The 14,952-nt window shown below is 67.3% G+C and carries 9 protein-coding genes and 6 pseudogenes; 5 read left to right on the forward strand and 10 right to left on the reverse strand.

What is annotated here, in order from left to right; translation table 11 throughout:
- Window positions 1-6: 6 nt before the first annotated feature.
- Both C7T91_RS28965 and C7T91_RS28970 read right to left on the reverse strand, forming a co-directional pair.
- Window positions 7-516 (reverse strand): annotated as a pseudogene (locus tag C7T91_RS28965) (AraC-like ligand-binding domain-containing protein); the annotation flags it as partial.
- A gap of 100 nt (window positions 517-616) precedes the next feature.
- Window positions 617-1,462 (reverse strand): glycoside hydrolase family 25 protein, encoded by an 846-nt coding sequence (locus tag C7T91_RS28970; protein ID WP_108263329.1) that lies wholly within the window; start codon window positions 1,460-1,462, stop codon window positions 617-619.
- A 224-nt stretch (window positions 1,463-1,686) separates the two neighbouring features.
- Between C7T91_RS28970 and C7T91_RS28975 the strand changes: the two genes are divergently transcribed.
- Window positions 1,687-2,826 (forward strand): lytic murein transglycosylase, encoded by a 1,140-nt coding sequence (locus C7T91_RS28975; protein WP_108263330.1) that lies wholly within the window; start codon window positions 1,687-1,689, stop codon window positions 2,824-2,826.
- A 3-nt stretch (window positions 2,827-2,829) separates the two neighbouring features.
- Here the strand turns inward: C7T91_RS28975 and C7T91_RS28980 are convergent, their stop codons facing one another.
- The 6 genes and pseudogenes from C7T91_RS28980 to C7T91_RS29010 form a co-directional block, all read right to left on the reverse strand.
- On the reverse strand, window positions 2,830-3,219 hold the full coding sequence (locus C7T91_RS28980; protein WP_108263331.1) for an FCD domain-containing protein: 390 nt from the start codon (window positions 3,217-3,219) through the stop codon (window positions 2,830-2,832).
- 43 nt (window positions 3,220-3,262) lie between these two features.
- Window positions 3,263-3,574, reverse strand: a pseudogene (locus C7T91_RS38790) (alpha/beta fold hydrolase); the annotation flags it as partial.
- Entirely contained in the window at window positions 3,495-4,412 is a 918-nt protein-coding gene (gene metA, locus C7T91_RS28990) for a homoserine O-acetyltransferase MetA (protein ID WP_108263332.1), read from the reverse strand. The gene metA and the pseudogene C7T91_RS38790, both read right to left, overlap by 80 nt.
- Window positions 4,413-4,467: 55 nt before the next feature.
- Window positions 4,468-5,320, reverse strand: a pseudogene (locus C7T91_RS28995) (ATPase).
- A 1,416-nt stretch (window positions 5,321-6,736) separates the two neighbouring features.
- Window positions 6,737-8,337, reverse strand: a pseudogene (gene guaA / locus C7T91_RS29005) (glutamine-hydrolyzing GMP synthase).
- Window positions 8,297-8,689, reverse strand: a pseudogene (locus C7T91_RS29010) (acetyl-coenzyme A synthetase N-terminal domain-containing protein); the annotation flags it as partial. The pseudogenes guaA and C7T91_RS29010, both read right to left, overlap by 41 nt.
- Window positions 8,690-9,116: 427 nt before the next feature.
- On the opposite strand from C7T91_RS29010, the gene C7T91_RS29015 reads away from it, so the two are divergent.
- From C7T91_RS29015 to C7T91_RS29030, 4 genes are all read left to right on the forward strand, one after another.
- On the forward strand, window positions 9,117-10,127 hold the full coding sequence (locus C7T91_RS29015; protein WP_108263334.1) for a TRAP transporter substrate-binding protein: 1,011 nt from the start codon (window positions 9,117-9,119) through the stop codon (window positions 10,125-10,127).
- Between the two features lie 92 nt (window positions 10,128-10,219).
- The gene (locus C7T91_RS29020; RefSeq protein WP_236638580.1) at window positions 10,220-10,870 is read left to right on the forward strand and encodes a TRAP transporter small permease; all 651 of its coding nucleotides are present in this window, start codon (window positions 10,220-10,222) and stop codon (window positions 10,868-10,870) included.
- 3 nt (window positions 10,871-10,873) lie between these two features.
- Window positions 10,874-12,160, forward strand: a complete 1,287-nt coding sequence (locus tag C7T91_RS29025) for a TRAP transporter large permease (protein WP_108263335.1) — start codon at window positions 10,874-10,876, stop codon at window positions 12,158-12,160.
- Window positions 12,161-12,173: 13 nt separating this feature from the next.
- Complete coding sequence (locus tag C7T91_RS29030; RefSeq protein ID WP_108263336.1) at window positions 12,174-12,617, forward strand: universal stress protein; 444 nt, start codon at window positions 12,174-12,176, stop codon at window positions 12,615-12,617.
- A 746-nt stretch (window positions 12,618-13,363) separates the two neighbouring features.
- On the opposite strand, the pseudogene C7T91_RS37400 reads toward C7T91_RS29030, so the two are convergent.
- Both C7T91_RS37400 and C7T91_RS29040 read right to left on the reverse strand, forming a co-directional pair.
- Window positions 13,364-13,525: pseudogene (locus C7T91_RS37400) on the reverse strand (dTMP kinase); the annotation flags it as partial.
- The gene (locus C7T91_RS29040) at window positions 13,522-14,688 is read right to left on the reverse strand and encodes a D-alanyl-D-alanine carboxypeptidase family protein (RefSeq protein WP_108263338.1); all 1,167 of its coding nucleotides are present in this window, start codon (window positions 14,686-14,688) and stop codon (window positions 13,522-13,524) included. The gene C7T91_RS29040 and the pseudogene C7T91_RS37400, both read right to left, overlap by 4 nt.
- Between the last annotated feature and the right edge of the window lie 264 nt (window positions 14,689-14,952).

Here is a 14,952-nt window from a genome sequence, read left to right on the forward strand (position 1 = left end):
CCAGGCCGAGTCCGGGCCGCCGATCTTGACCCGCGCCGCCCAGAGCCGGTCGCAGGGCACGAAGCCGAACCAGCGTTCGGCGGTCTCCTCCATGGCGCTGTGCGGGATGGTCAGGTTGAGCTGCATGTGGCGGCCGTCGCCCTCGAGCCAGTACTCGGTGCGCGAACAGTCGACGACGAAGCTCTCGCCCGCGCCGGTCTCCACCGCGCCGCGGCTGCCGTCATGGCGAAGCGCCCCGGCGAGTGTGTTCAGCACGATGATGTTGCCCGCCCGCGGATCGAACCGGTCGAGCCGGATGCCGGTGCCGTAGGAAAAGCGCGACAGGGTGATCCGCCCGGCCCGCACCGGGATCATCGTCGCGTCGGGGCGCGCGCCGCGCTCCAGCGGCCGCACCCGGTAGGGCATGTAGACCGTCCTGCAGAACTCCTCGACCTCGTCCCAGTCGCTCGACCGGGTGCGGCCGCGATGCCGCGCGGTCCCGCCCGACGCATCGAGCAGCAGCGCGTCTTCCAGCATTCTGCCGTCCTCCCCGCAATCTCCTCCGGGGCCGAGGATAGCACGGGCCGGGCCGGTTGCGCCCGGCCCGGACCACAGACTTTGGTCGCAGGGACGGAACTCAGCGCTGGCGGCGCGCCGTCAGCCAGCGGTTCCAGCTTTCCTTGCTGCCGGCGAAGGCGTTCAGGTCGACCTGGCCGCCCACCCCGTGGACCACGCCGGTGCCGGTATACTGCCAGAAGGACCAGCTTTCGTTCGGATAGCGCTCGGACGGGTGCGCCGCGACCGAGCGCAGCCAGAACTCCGCCCCCTGGATCGCGCCGAGCTCGTTGTGCTCGTAGAAATCCGGCGTGGTGTAGATCACCGGCGTGGTGCCGTAATGGCGGCCGACGATGTCGAGGAAGGTCCGCATCTCCGAGCGGACGGTCTGGGGATCGGGCTTGTAGGGACAGGTCTTGGACTGGTGGTTCCATTCCATGTCCAGCACCGGCGGCAGGTCGCCCGCGCGGCGCGGCACGTTCTGGATGAACCAGTTGGCCTGCTCGCGCGCGGTGCGGCAGAAATAGTAGAAGTGGTACGCCCCGACCGGCACCCCGGCCGAGCGCGCCTTGGCGAGGTTCATCGCGAAGGCCGGGTCGGAATGGTCGCCGCCTTCGGTGGCCTTCAGCCAGGCGAAGGAAATCCCCGAGGAGCGCGCCCGCTTGAAGTCGATCTCGCCCTGGTAGCGCGAGGCATCGATGCCGTGCACGCTGTAGCGGTCGGGGGCCAGCACGTCCCAGCTGCTCGGGCGCAGGTCGCCGAACTGGTGCGGGATGCCGTCGGCGCGGTGGTCCGCGGGCAGCAGCTGGCGCGGCGTGCCGACGGGGGATGCGTGCTCCACCCTTCCGCCCCCGCAGGCGGACAGGAGGAAACTCGCCAGTATCAGGGCTGCGGCTCCGGCGCGGCGGAGCGCCTTGGGGTGGGACATTCTGCTCTCCATTTTTTGGCGGCCGGTTGGTTCTGCTCGGGTCCGGCCCGTGGATTCCGGACGCAAGATAGCACGTTCCGGGCGTCCGCGAAGCACCGGGATGCGGATTGCGGCCGAATCCGGGTCCGGAATTCAGGCAGGCGGGCCCTGCGGACCATTGCCTGTGCGGCGCAGGGCCTTACTCTGGGGGCGAGGCAAATCACCAAAGAACACAGGCGAGACACATGCAGATCACCAGGAGAGAGTTCGGGCTCGGCGCCATCGCGGCCGGGCTGGCGGGCTGCACGCAACCGGTCACACGCGGGGCCGATGCCTCGATCGGACTGCCCGACGACCTGAGGCCCGTGCGCAATGCAGGCTATGACGCCTGGGTCGCGGGCTTCCGCTCCCGCGCGGCGGCGCAGGGCATTTCCTCCGCCACCTTCGACCGCGCCTTCCGCAGCGCGGGCTTCCTGCCCGGCGTGATCTCGCGCGACCGCAACCAGGCGGAATTCTCGCGCACGCTGGAAGACTACCTGGCCATCGCCGCCTCGGACGAGCGGGTCTCGAAGGGCCGCGCGGCCTATTCCCGGCACCGCTCCACGCTGGAGGCGCTGCAGTCGCGCTACGGGGTCGATGCGCAGATCATCTGCGCGATCTGGGGGCTCGAGAGCTTCTACGGCGAACGGCGCGGCAATGTCCCGGTGATCTCGGCCACCTCGACACTGGCCTATGAGGGCCGCCGCGGCCAGTTCTTCGAAAGCCAGCTCATCGCTGCGCTGAAGATCATCCAGTCGGGCGACATCGATCCCGAGCACATGACCGGCAGCTGGGCGGGCGCGATGGGGCATACCCAGTTCATCCCGACCTCCTACCTGGCCTTCGCGGTGGACTACACCGGCGACGGGCGGCGCGACATCTGGTCGGAGGACCCGACCGACTCGCTGGCCTCCACCGCCGCCTACCTGGCGAAGAACGGCTGGGTGCGCGGCACCCGATGGGGCGAGGAATATCTCGGCGGCACGCCCTCGGGCAGCCTGATCCAGCCGCAGCCGGGCGGGCCGCGCTTTGCCGTCACGCGCAATTTCAGCGTCATCAAGCGCTACAACAACTCGGATTCCTACGCGATCGGCGTCGGCCACCTGTCGGACCGGATCGTCGGCGGCGGGCCGCTGCGCACGCCCTTCCCGCCGGACCGCTACGGACTGACCAAGGATGACCGGATGGCGCTGCAGGCACGGCTGACCCGGGCGGGCTACGATACCGGAGGCGTCGACGGCGTGCTGGGGCCGAACAGCCTCGAGGCGATCGAGGCCTACCAGCGCGCCCGCGGCCTGCCGGTCACCGGCCAGCCCTCGCAGGAGCTGCTGCGCATGCTGGGCTGAGGCTCAGTCCCAGGCGACCGACCGCAGGAGGTTGCCCCGCGCCGTGGCGAGGTGGTCCGCGAAATGCCGGACCGCCTCTTCTCCGCGGCCTTCGAGAATGGCGTCGAGCACCTTCAGGTGCTCTTCCGCCGCGCCGCGGTTGCGGGCGAATTCGTCGTCCTTGCGCCACTGGTAGTGGTAATGGACGATGATCGAGATCCGCTGGATGAACTCGTCGAAGAACCGGTTGCCCGCCGCGCCGCAGACCAGCGCGTGAAACTGAGCGTCGAGCGCCGGAAACTCGGCCAGCCCGGCCTCGGGCCCGGAGAGCAGCCGCCGGTGCGCCTCGGCCAGCGCCGCGCGAGGGCGCCGCGTTGCGCCAGATCGGGCGGTAGCGCCGCGGCAGCTGCGAATGGCCGAGCCCCGGCCGGTCGAAGCGGATCACCGTGAAGCCGCGGGCCAGCTCCGGCACCAGCGGCTCGAAATCCCGCAGATTTCCGCCCGCGCCATGCAGCAGGACCAGCGGCGGGCCGCTGCCCTCGACGGTCATGTGCAGCTCGATGCCGTCGATGCCGGTCATCTCGCAGGCAGGCGGATGGGCGGTTTCGGCGCGGTGCTCGCGCCGTTCCGCGGTGAGGTGGATGCCGAAATAGGCCGCGACTTTCGCCGAGGCCATGGCGATCATGAGGCTAGCTGCCAATGCGGTCGAGCTCGAAATGGGTGGTCTGGTAGATCTCGTTGATCCAGTTGCCGTAGAGCAGATGCGCATGGCTGCGCCAGCGGTTCAGCGGGGTCTTCGAGGGATCGTCGTCCGGATAGTAGTTGCCGGGCACGTTGATCGGCGTGCCGGCCGCGACGTCGCGGTCGTATTCCTGCTTCAGCGTGTCGGAGTCGTATTCGAAATGGTTGAAGATGTAGAGCGCGCGGTGGCCCGCATCCTCGACCAGGCAGGGGCCGACCTCGTCGCTGCCGAGCAGGATCTTCAGCCCGTCGACCGCCTCGATCTCATCCTGCTTCATCTCGGTCCAGCGGCTGACCGGGATCACGAAATCATCCGAGAAGCCGCGGAGGTAGGGCGAGGCGGGCGCGAGGTTCTGGTGGCGGAAGCAGCCGAAGGCCTTGTGCGGCAGGATGTGCTTCTGCACGCCGTGCAGCGCGTAGATCATCGCCATCCCGCCCCAGCAGACGCCGAAGGTGGAATGCACGTTGGTCTGGGTCCAGGCGAAGACCTCCTTCAGCTCGTCCCAATAGGTGACCTCGTCGAAGGGCAGGTGCTCGACCGGCGCGCCGGTGATGACGAGCCCGTCGAACTTCTGGTCCTTCACCTCCTGGAACGGGCGGTAGAAGGCCTCCATGTGCTCGGCGGCGGTGTGCTTCGACTGGTGCTCGGTCATGCGGATCAGCGTGAACTCGATCTGCAGCGGCGTGGCGCCGATCAGGCGGGCGAACTGGGTCTCGGTCTGGATCTTCTTCGGCATCAGGTTCAGCAGGCCGATGCGCAGCGGCCGGATGTCCTGGCGGGCGGCGCGGGTGTCCGACATGACCATGACGCCCTCGCGGTCCAGCACGGAATATGCGGGAAGCTCGGCGGGCAGGGTGATGGGCATTGTCGGTCTCCGGTTGTCTNGAGGGCTCGGATGTAGTCNCCGTCAGGCGCGCGCCTCAAGGGCANCGGGCGATCAGGTCTTCGAAAGCGGCGGGGCTGTCGACGCGGGCGACGTCATGCGCCTGCACGGTGATGCCCCAATTGTCGGCCATGGCCTTGTAGCGGGGGCGGCGGTGGGCCAGCGCGCGCGAATACATCCAGCGGATGAAGGCGTCGGGATCGACCTCTTCCTCGGCCAGCCCGTTCTCCGCCAGATAGGCGGCCCAGTTCTCCCTCAGGAAGCCCGGCTCGTAGTACATCGGCTTCGGCGCCCGGTCGAAGCGGGCAATCAGCGCGTCGCGGTGATCGGCGGTGTCCTCGATCCAGACCATCAGCGTNCTCGGAGGAGAGCGCGGTCAGCACCGGGTCGGCGGCATCCCATGGATCGACCACTTCGCAGATCGAGCCGCCGGTATCGCAGACGAAATTCGGGTACTGGTAGATGTCCTGGGCGCGGCGGATGAAATGGCCGGTGTCGAGCAGCGCGGAAATCTCGGCTGCGCGGTGCTGTTCCTGGCGGCGCATGTAGTCCTCGAAGGACAGGCCGCCCTTGGCCGGATTGCCGGGCTTGCCCAGATAGGTCGAGAGCGGCGCCAGGTTCTCGAAGGTGATGTTCGAGGCGATGTAGATCGAGTCGGTGCGCAGCAGCTCGGCGAGGAACGGGTTGCGCATCGCTTCGCGCTTGAAGTTGTCGACGATGTGCTCGCCCATGTAGCGCGTGCCGATGCGGTAATCGACCGAGTAGTGGAACCAGCGGCCGCTGCCGCGCAGGGTGTTCGAGACATGGGTCTTGCCCAGCCCCGACATGCCGAAGAGAAGCACGCGCTTCTCCTGTGAATCCCGCCAGTCCTGTGCAGAGGGAAGCGTCATTGGGCCGGTCCGTCCTGTTCTGTCCGGATGTCGCGTTAGCAGCGGCAGGGGACCGGTTTCAATGGCTATCTGGGGCCATCCGGCCGCGGCGGCCGCCCCGCGCGGGGGGGCGGCCGCGGCCGGTCAGAAGCTGTAGCCGAGCTTGATCCCGACCGAGACCGCGTCATTGTCGGGGAAATCGGCGCGCGCGACCTGCACGGTCTGGGCCTTGGCGTCGCCGAGCCACGTGTAGCGCAGCCCGGCCGAGACATCGACCTTGCCGATCGTGTACTGCCCGCCCAGCCGCAGCGCCTTGCTGCCATGGGTCGGCGCCAGCGGCGAGACCAGGTCGTCGCCGTCGACCACGTCGTAGATATAGGCCAGCGAGGCGCTGAAATCGTCGGTGAAGCGGTGGCCGACGCCCAGCGTGTAGGTCGTGCTGTCGTCGAGCGAGACCAGCCCGCCGCCGGTCATCNTCCTCGAAGAGCTCGGGCACCACGGTGAACTGCGAATGGNTCGACCCAGCGGACCTGGCCGNAAGGCCAGCCAGCCGGGCGCGATCCCGGTCCTGAANATCGAGGTTGACCGCGCGCNGGGGTCTTCACCTTGGTCCGNGTCCGAGCTGCCGAGGCTGGCGCCGTTCATCGTCTCGGAGGTGCGGAACTCGTGCTCGATCTCCGAGAAATAGGTCAGCGCGACGCGCAGCGCGATCTCGGGCCGCTCATAGGCACCGCCGATCAGGTAGCCGTAGCCGTCATCGCTCTTCAGGTCGACCTCGTAGCCCGAATAGGGGCCGTAGGCGGCACCCGACAGGNCCGATGCCGCCATCGNGCACGCTGGTAGCNGCAGGCCGCCATGCNACGCTGAAATTCGTGTCNGAGGTGATAGCGCNCCGATCAGCGACAGCGTGTAGCTGTCGGCTTCGGCATAGGTGCCCCCGAGCAGTGATCCCAGCGGTCCGGCCTCGGCGTCGTCATATTTGACATCGACGCCGTAATCCTCTCCGCCGGTGACGATCACCGAGACCTTCTCGTTCAGGTCGTATTTCAGGCCGAATCGCAGCAGGTCGAAATCGCCGGCCACGTCGCCGTAATCCGCGCCGCTGTCATAGGCGAAGGGAAAGCCCGGCGGGGACTGCCCGACATCTTGGCCCTGCACGCTGGTCCAGGTGCGCGCGACGGCGATTTCGGCATAGTTGCCGTCATGGAAGATCAGCGCAACGTCCTGTCCGGACCGGTCGATTCCGCCGGCATGGGCCGCGCCGGCCGTGCCGAGGCAGGCAAGTCCCGCGATCAAGCTCTTCATGTCATCCCCCCTTCGGCCGCCGTGATTGTCGTTCTCTGCTGGCCGCTTTCTTGATCAAGCGTCAAGCAAAGACGGGCGTCAATTCAATGACGCCCGTCCAGTGTTCTCGTGACGCAACGTTCTATGCTGCAGTCATTCCCATTCGATCGTGCCCGGTGGCTTCGAGGTGATGTCGTAGGTCACCCGGTTGATGCCCTTCACCTCGTTGATGATCCGCGTCGCGGTCTCGCCGAGGAAGTCGTGGCCGAACGGATAGTAATCCGCGGTCATGCCGTCGACCGAGGTCACCGCGCGCAGCGCGCAGGCATAGTCGTAGGTGCGGCCGTCGCCCATCACGCCGACGGTGCGGACCGGCAGGATCGCGACGAAGGCCTGCCAGATTTCGTCATAGAGACCGTGCTTGCGGATCTGGTCGATATAGACAGCATCCGCCTTGCGCAGGATCTCCAGCTTCTCGCGGGTGATCTCGCCGGGGCAGCGGATCGCCAGGCCCGGTCCCGGGAAGGGATGGCGGCCGATGAAGCTGTCGGGCAGGCCAAGCTCGCGGCCGAGGGCGCGGACCTCGTCCTTGAACAGCTCGCGCAGCGGCTCGACGAGCTTCAGGCCCATCTTTTCCGGCAGGCCGCCCACATTGTGGTGCGACTTGATCGTGACCGAGGGACCGCCGGAGAAGCTGACCGATTCGATCACGTCCGGATAGAGCGTGCCCTGCGCCAGGAATTCGGCGCCGTCGATCGTGTCGGCGTGCTTCTGGAACACGTCGATGAAGAGCCGGCCGATGATCTTGCGCTTGGTTTCCGGGTCCGACTGGCCGTCGAGCTCGCCCAGGAACAGCTCGGTCTCGTCGGCATGGATCANGCGGGATGTTGTAATGGTCGCGGAACATCGAGACCACTTCGTCGGCCTCGTTCATCCGCAGCAGGCCGTGATCGACGAAGACGCAGGTCAGCTGGTCGCCGATCGCTTCGTGGATGAGGACCGCGGCCACGGAGGAATCGACGCCGCCGGACAGGCCGCAGATCACCTTCTTGTCGCCGACCTGTTCGCGGATCTTGCGGATCGCTTCGTCGCGATAGGCCGCCATCGTCCAGTCGCCGGAGAAGCCCGCGATCTTGACGAAGTTCTCGAACAGGGTCTTGCCGTTCGGGGTGTGGTGCACTTCGGGGTGGAACTGCACCGCGTAGAAATGGCGGCTCTCGTCGGCGGTGATCGCGAAGGGCGCGCCCGGCGAGGTGGCGTGGACCTCGAAGCCCGGCGCGATGCGGGCGACATGGTCGCCATGGCTCATCCAGACCTGCTCGCGCGGGGTGCCGTCGGGACCGGCTTCGAGGAAGAGGCCGGCGAAGATGTCATGGCGCTTGTCGGTGGGCGTGATGTAGGCGCGGCCGAATTCGGCGGTNGCCGTGGCCCGACTCGACCTTGCCGCCCAGCATTTCCATCATCACTTGCTGGCCGTAGCAGATCCCGAGGATCGGCACGCCCAGATCGAAGACGGAGGCGGGGGGACGCGGCGACCCTTCGCGGGTCACGCTGTCGGGGCCGCCGGACAAGACGACGGCTTTCGGCGAGAACTCCTTCAGGAAGGCGTCGGAGACGTTCTGATAGGGGTGGATCTCGCAATAGACATTCAGTTCGCGCAGGCGGCGCGCAATCAGCTGCGTTACCTGGCTGCCGAAGTCGATGATGAGGAGGGAGATCCTCGAGGATGTTGGCGAATTTGCAGACTTCCGCATGGAGCTGGCGGTAGGTGATGTGGCGCGCGGGCTCGTTGGGATCGTCCGGCTCGAAGATGATCGCGGTCTGGCTGCCGCGGGTTTCGAGATGGCGGTCGATGCAGTTGGCGGCGACGTTGAGCGTGCCGTCCTCGAACCATTTGATCCCGACATTGCCGGGGGCGAAGGAGGTGTTCTTGACCTTGGTGAAGGGCTTGATCCAGTCGAGCCTTTCGCGCGCGGCCTCGCCCCAGAACCCCTCGGGGTCCGTGACGGAGCGTTCGTACATTTCCAGGTACTGCGCCTCGGTCACCAGCGCCTTCGCCTGCACATCCGCAGACGGGGGATAAACCCCCTCCACCTTATCGAGCATATGTCTCTCCCGTGTCCATGACCACGGGCTGCACCGCTGGCTGCGGCTGCCGGAGGGCAGCAGCGAAGAGGCCTTTCTGAACCGCGCCCTGCTGCACGATGTCGCGCTGACGCCGGGGGCGGCCTTCAGTGCCGGAGAGACCGGACCGGCCGTGCGGATATGCCTCGGCGGGGTCTCCCGCGAGGCGCTCAGGGAGGGGCTGCGCCGCCTCGCGCCGCTTCTGCGCGAGGCCGGTTCCGGGCTCCGGAACAGCGCCTGAACGGCGGTTCCGCCCGGATTGTCATGGGTCAATGTTCGGATTGACATGAGATTGGCCTGCTTTGAGGCTTGGGGACAGTCACGGCGGGCAGAAGACCCGCCGCACCGGATAAGGTGAATTCCAAATCGGTTTGGCGCCGTTATCGAACCAGACAAGGGGAATGACACGATGACCCGTAGAACGATTTTCGCCACCAGCGCGCTTGCCCTGATGCTCGGAGCCGGGGCGGCCGCCGCGGATACCTGGCGCTATGCTTTCGAAGAGGCGATGGAAGAGGTGCAGGGCAAGTTCGCCCAGAAATTCAAGGAAGAGGTCGAGGCCAATTCGGATCACGAGATCCAGCTCTTCCCGTTCGGCACGCTCGGCGAGTCCGCCGACATCATGGAGCAGGCGCAGTCCGGCATCCTGCAGTTCGTCGACCAGTCGCCGGGCTTCACCGGGGCGCTGATCCCCGAGGCGCAGGTGTTCTTCGTACCCTACCTGCTGCCTTCGGACGAGGAACAGCTGGTCAGCTTCTTCCGCAATTCGAAGGCGATCAACGAGCTTTTCCCGCCGCTCTATGCCGAGCAGGGGCTCGAGCTGCTGACCATGTTCCCCGAAGGCGAGGTCATGATGACCACGACCGAGGCTGTGAGCGGTCCGGCCGATCTCGACGAGGTGAAGTTCCGGGTGATGACCAACCCGCTGCTTGTCGAAAGCTACAAGGCCTTCGGCGCCACGCCGACGCCGCTGCCCTGGGGCGAGGTCTACGGCGCGCTGCAGACCGGCATCATCCAGGGCCAGGAGAACCCGGCCTTCTTCATCGAGTCCACCAAGATGTACGAGGTCACCGACCACATCACGCGGGCCGGGCACAACAACTTCACCACCGCGGTCATGGCCAACAAGGAGTTCTTCGACGGCCTCTCCGAAGAGGACCAGACCGTCATCTCGAACGCGATCGACGCGGCCTTCGACTACATCATCGACTACCAGGACGGGCTGACCGAGGAGTCGCTGGCCAAGATCCAGGAAGCCAAGCCGTCGATGACGATCACCACGCTCAGCGAGGAGGAGCGCGCGCCGTTCAAGGCCACCGCGGACTCGGTCGAGCAGGAGTTCCTGGAGATCGGCGGCGAGCAGGCGCAGGCGATCCTCGACCAGATGAAGGCGGATCTGGAAGCGGCCGCCGACGGCTGAGCGCCGTGCCGATCCACTGAAACGGCCGGGCCGCCGCGATGCGCGGCCCGGCGCCCGAGGACAGCTTCCCCTCCCCATCAAGGACCGCTGCCATGAATGCAGATGACCCGCGCATGCGCGATGCCGATCCGGACCTGCTGGCCGAAGTGCAGGTTCCTGCGGTCGACGACGATATCGACGACTCGAACTACGTGTCCGGCCTGCCCGGATTTCTCGGCGTGATCGACGTCGCCATCGCCCGGATCGAGGCGGTGCTGCTGGCGGCGGGGGTGCTGCTGATGGCGCTCAACACCGTGGCCAACGTGGTCGGGCGCTATCTGCTGGGACAGAGCCTGTTCTTCTCCGAGGAGCTGAACCAGGCGCTGATCATCCTGATCACCTTCGCGGGCATCTCCTATGCCGCGCGGCATGGCCGCCACATCCGCATGTCGGCGATCTTCGACGCGCTGGCGCCGCCCCTGCGCAAGCCCTTGATGGTGCTGATCGCGGTGGTCACCGCAGCGGCGATGTTCCTGCTCTGCTGGTACGCGGTCGATTACGTCGGCACGCAGGCCTCGCGCGGACGGCTCCTGCCGGCGCTGCAGATCCCGGTTTGGTGGATCATCGTCTGGGCGCCGCTCGGTTTCTTCCTGACCGGGCTGCAATACGCGCTGACCGCCATCAAGAACGTGATCGACAAGGATATCTGGCTCTCCACATCGACGATGGAAGGCTATGACAATGACGGCGAAGAGGAGGTCTGAGCCATGAGCCTCGCCATCTTCGGCACGATGATCGTGCTCTTGCTGCTCGGCTTCCCGATGATGATCCCGCTGATCGCCGGGTCGCTGATCGGCTTCGTGTCGCTGTTCGGCGGTCTGGGACAGCTCGACACGATGGTGCAGCAGATCCTCGCGGGCATCCGGCCCGCCAGCCTGATCGCCGTGCCGATGTTCATCTTCGCCGCCGACATCATGACCCGTGGCCAGTCGGCCTCGCGGCTGATCGACCTGGTCATGGCCTTCGTCGGCCACCTCAAGGGCGGTCTCGCGGTCTCGACCGCCACGGCCTGCACGCTGTTCGGCGCGGTCTCGGGCTCCACCCAGGCGACGGTGGTCGCGGTGGGCGGGCCGTTGCGGCCGCGGATGCTGCAGGCGGGCTACAAGGACAATTTCGTGCTGGCGCTGATCGTCAACGCCTCCGACATCGCCTTCCTGATTCCGCCCTCGATCGGCATGATCATCTACGGCGTGGTCTCGGGCACCTCGATTTCCGAACTCTTCATCGCGGGCATCGGGCCGGGGCTGCTGATCCTCCTGCTGTTCTCGATCTATTCGTATTTCTACGCCAAGCGGCACAACGTGCCGACCGAGCCGAAAGCGAGCTGGGCCGAGCGCGGACAGGCGGTCCGCCGCGCGCTCTGGCCGCTGGGCTTCCCGGTGATCATCGTCGGCGGCATCTATGGCGGCATCTTCTCGCCCACCGAGGCGGCGGCGGCCTGCGTGCTCTATGCGCTGATCCTCGAAATGGGCGTGTTCCGCGAGATGTCGGTGAAGCAGCTCTATGCCACCGCCAAGTCGACCGGCCTGATCACCGCGGTGGTCTTCATCCTCGTCGGCGCGGGCGCGGCGTTTTCCTACGTGATCAGCTTCGCCCAGATCCCGCAGCAGGTGCTGGCCGGCATCGGCATCGACCAGATGGGGCCCTACGGCATCCTCTTCACCATCTCGGTCGCCTTCTTCGTCGGCTGCATGTTCGTCGATCCGATCGTGGTGATCCTGATCCTGGTGCCGATCTTCGCGCCGGTGGTGCAGTCGGCCGGGCTCGACCCGGTGCTGGTCGGCACGATCATCACGCTGCAGGTCGCCATCGGGTCCGCCACGCCGCCCTTCGGCTGCGATATCTTCACCGCCATCGCCGTGTTCCGGCGGCCCTATGCGGAGGTCGTGAAAGGCACGCCGCCCTTCATCCTGATGCTGCTGGGCGTGGCGGTCCTGCTGATCTTCGTGCCGGAAATCGCGCTCTTCCTGCGCGACCTGGCATTCGCGAAGTGAGGAGGAGGCCGAGATGTTCAAGAAAATCCTGCTGGGCTATGACGGCTCGAAAGGCGCCTGGGCGGCGCTTGAGAAAGCGGCGGAGCTGGCCAGGCTGACCGGCGGCACGCTGGTGGTGCTGACGGTGTACCGCCACCATTCGATGCTGGAGGCGTCGCTGTCCATGGTGCGCGGCAGCGAGGAGAAGGGCGCGCATCTCGACGACGTGATGCGGGCGGTGGCGCGCGAGGAGGCCGAAGCGGCCAAGGCCCATGCGCAGGAGCTGGGCGTGGCCTCGGTGCAGGCCTTCATCAAGACCGGCCCCTATGCGCGCACCATCGTGTCCTTCGCGCGCGACAAGGATTGCGATCTGATCGTGCTGGGCTCGCGCGGGCTCGGCTCGTCCGAGGGCTACATGCTGGGCTCGGTGAGCCACAAGGTCACCAGCCTGACGGATGTGCCGGTGCTGGTCATCTAGGCAGGAGAGGCAGCGATGTTCGGACCCGGCCCGGTGCGGCGCTTCGGGCTCGTGGCGCTGGCCACCGACCTGACGATCGAGGGCGATGCCGCGCGGCTGATGCCTGCGGGCACGCAGCTCCACGTCACGCGGATCGGCTTCGACAACCCGACCACGCCCGAGAGCCTGCGCGCGACCGGGCCGCGGCTGTGCTGCCCGGCTGCGGCGAGGCGGGCGCCACGGAATTCGGCCGGGTGCTCGAGGATGTCGAGGTGGTGCTGCTGGCGGCCGATCCCGAGGTCTCGGCGGCGGCGGCGGTGCCGCAGCGGCCGCGGCTCGACTGGGTCCACACCATGACCTTCGGCGCGCAGCTGCCGAAATCGCTGCACGTCAACGAGGTGGAACAGCGCCTGCAGGTCGCGGTCGACACCCGCGCGGGCAGCGCGCATGGATATGTCTTCGTCTCCGACACCGACGAGGCGGCGCAGACTCATGATCTGACCGCGCTGCTCGAAGGGCCGGAGCAGCTCCACGACACCCAGTCGAGCCGCGAGACCGGCCTGGTCTTCTTCGCGGGCCAGTCCTGGGGATTTGCCGACGGGCTGCACGGCGTCGGCGTCTGGCGGGCCGGCACGGTCGCCTCGCAGGCGGCGCCGCTGGCGCTGATCCCGACCGAGGGACGCTATCAGCGGCTTGCCGTCTCGCCGGTCTCGGGCGCGCTCTTCGTGCTGGAAACCGATGGCGGCGGCGACGCCCGGCTGGCGTCCTACGGGGCGGCGGATCTCCTCGGCGCCGGGCGATCCGCCCGGCTCGCGGGTCAGCGTCACCGGCAGGCCGCGCTCCCGCAGCGTGGCGGCCAGCCGCCTTGCCTGGGTGGACTTGCCCGAGCCGTCGATCCCCTCGAAGCTGATGAAGCGGCCGCGGCTCAAAACAGCCCCTGCACCTGGGTCACCAGCTTCTGCGCCAGCACGTTGGTGGCGGTGCGCACGCGCGGCACGAAGCCGCCGCGGATCACGTCGCGGTCGGAGACCAGCGGGATATGCGCGTCCGGCAGACCCTCGCGGCGCACGACCAGATCGGCGACCGGCTCGCCTGCCGAGATCGGCGCCTCGAGCGGACCGGTGAATTCGACCGTCGCGGTCATCTCGCCGAGATTGATCGACGGCACCAGCACCGAGGCGTCCTGCGGCGCGACCAGGCCGATTTCCTGCACGTCGCCCATCCAGACCGGCGCGGCGGCGACCTTCTGGCCCTGGGTCAGCAGGTCGGTCTTGACGAACTGGCGGAAGCCCCAGTTGACGATCCGCTCGGCCTCTTCGGCGCGGGCATCCGAGGATTGCAGCCCGGAGATCACGAAGACGATGCGGCGGTCGCCCTGCATGGCGGAGCCGACGAGGCCATAGCCCGCTTCGCTGGTATGGCCGGTCTTCAGCCCGTCGGCGCCGATGCCGAGACCGAGGAGCGGGTTGCGGTTGAACCGGTTCTGCGGCGCGCGCCCGTCGAAATCCCATTCCGGGATCGAGAAATAGCCGTAGTATTCCGGGAAGTCCGTGATGATGCGGGTGGCCAGCGTCGCCAGGTCATGGGTGCTCATCCGGTGGATCGGGTTCGGCCAGCCGCTCGCATTGGCGAAGGTCGAGTTGGTCATGCCCAGATCCTGCGCCCGCTGGTTCATCAGCCGCGCGAAGGCGTCCTCGGTGCCCGCCAGCCCCTCGGCCACGACCACCGTCGCGTCATTGCCGGACTGGACGATGATCCCGTGCAGAAGCTCGTCCACCGTCGGGCGGTCGCGCTCGTTGAGGAACATGGTGGAGCCGCCCATCTCGCGCGCCTTGGTGGAGACGCCGAAGCGGGTGTCGAGCGAGACGTTCGGGTTGTCGCGCAGCGCTTCGAACAGCATGTAGACCGTCATCAGCTTCGACATCGAGGCCGGCGGCAGCGGGATGTCGGCATTCTTGTCCAGGAGGACGGTGCCGGTCGTCAGGTCGACGACATAGGCGGAGGTCGCCTGGGTCTCGAATTCCGCGCGTGCCGGGACCGCGACGGTGCAGGCCGGGAGGAGAAAGGCCAGGGTGAGCAGCAGACGGATCATGGGAACTCCCTTATGGGTCGTGCTGTCCCTCTATAGCGTGCTGCATCGCGGCTTCAAACCCGCGCGCGCCATTTCGCGGAGATTGCCGCGAGGGCAGAAACGGCGCTGCTCCGGGGCCGGATCCCGGGCTGGTTTGCCTTGCGCGCGCGGCAGAGCCGTCGGCGGATACGAGGGCGGCGAGGGGGTCACGCTGGTTTGCCTTGCGCGCGCGGCAGAGCCTCCGGGCCGGGTCCGCCGGACGTTTCGATGCATTGAGCCTTCCGA

Origin of the sequence: Mangrovicoccus ximenensis (assembly GCF_003056725.1) — a bacterium.
GTDB lineage: Bacteria > Pseudomonadota > Alphaproteobacteria > Rhodobacterales > Rhodobacteraceae > Mangrovicoccus > Mangrovicoccus ximenensis.

Coding starts and splice junctions, on each gene's coding strand:
- C7T91_RS28970 (WP_108263329.1), bottom strand. CDS start 1,462: ATGTCCCACCCCAAGGCGCTCCGCCGCGCCGGAGCCGCAGCCCTGATA.
- C7T91_RS28975 (WP_108263330.1), top strand. CDS start 1,687: ATGCAGATCACCAGGAGAGAGTTCGGGCTCGGCGCCATCGCGGCCGGG.
- metA (WP_108263332.1), bottom strand. CDS start 4,412: ATGCCCATCACCCTGCCCGCCGAGCTTCCCGCATATTCCGTGCTGGAC.
- C7T91_RS29015 (WP_108263334.1), top strand. CDS start 9,117: ATGACCCGTAGAACGATTTTCGCCACCAGCGCGCTTGCCCTGATGCTC.
- C7T91_RS29020 (WP_236638580.1), top strand. CDS start 10,220: ATGAATGCAGATGACCCGCGCATGCGCGATGCCGATCCGGACCTGCTG.
- C7T91_RS29025 (WP_108263335.1), top strand. CDS start 10,874: ATGAGCCTCGCCATCTTCGGCACGATGATCGTGCTCTTGCTGCTCGGC.
- C7T91_RS29030 (WP_108263336.1), top strand. CDS start 12,174: ATGTTCAAGAAAATCCTGCTGGGCTATGACGGCTCGAAAGGCGCCTGG.
- C7T91_RS29040 (WP_108263338.1), bottom strand. CDS start 14,688: ATGATCCGTCTGCTGCTCACCCTGGCCTTTCTCCTCCCGGCCTGCACC.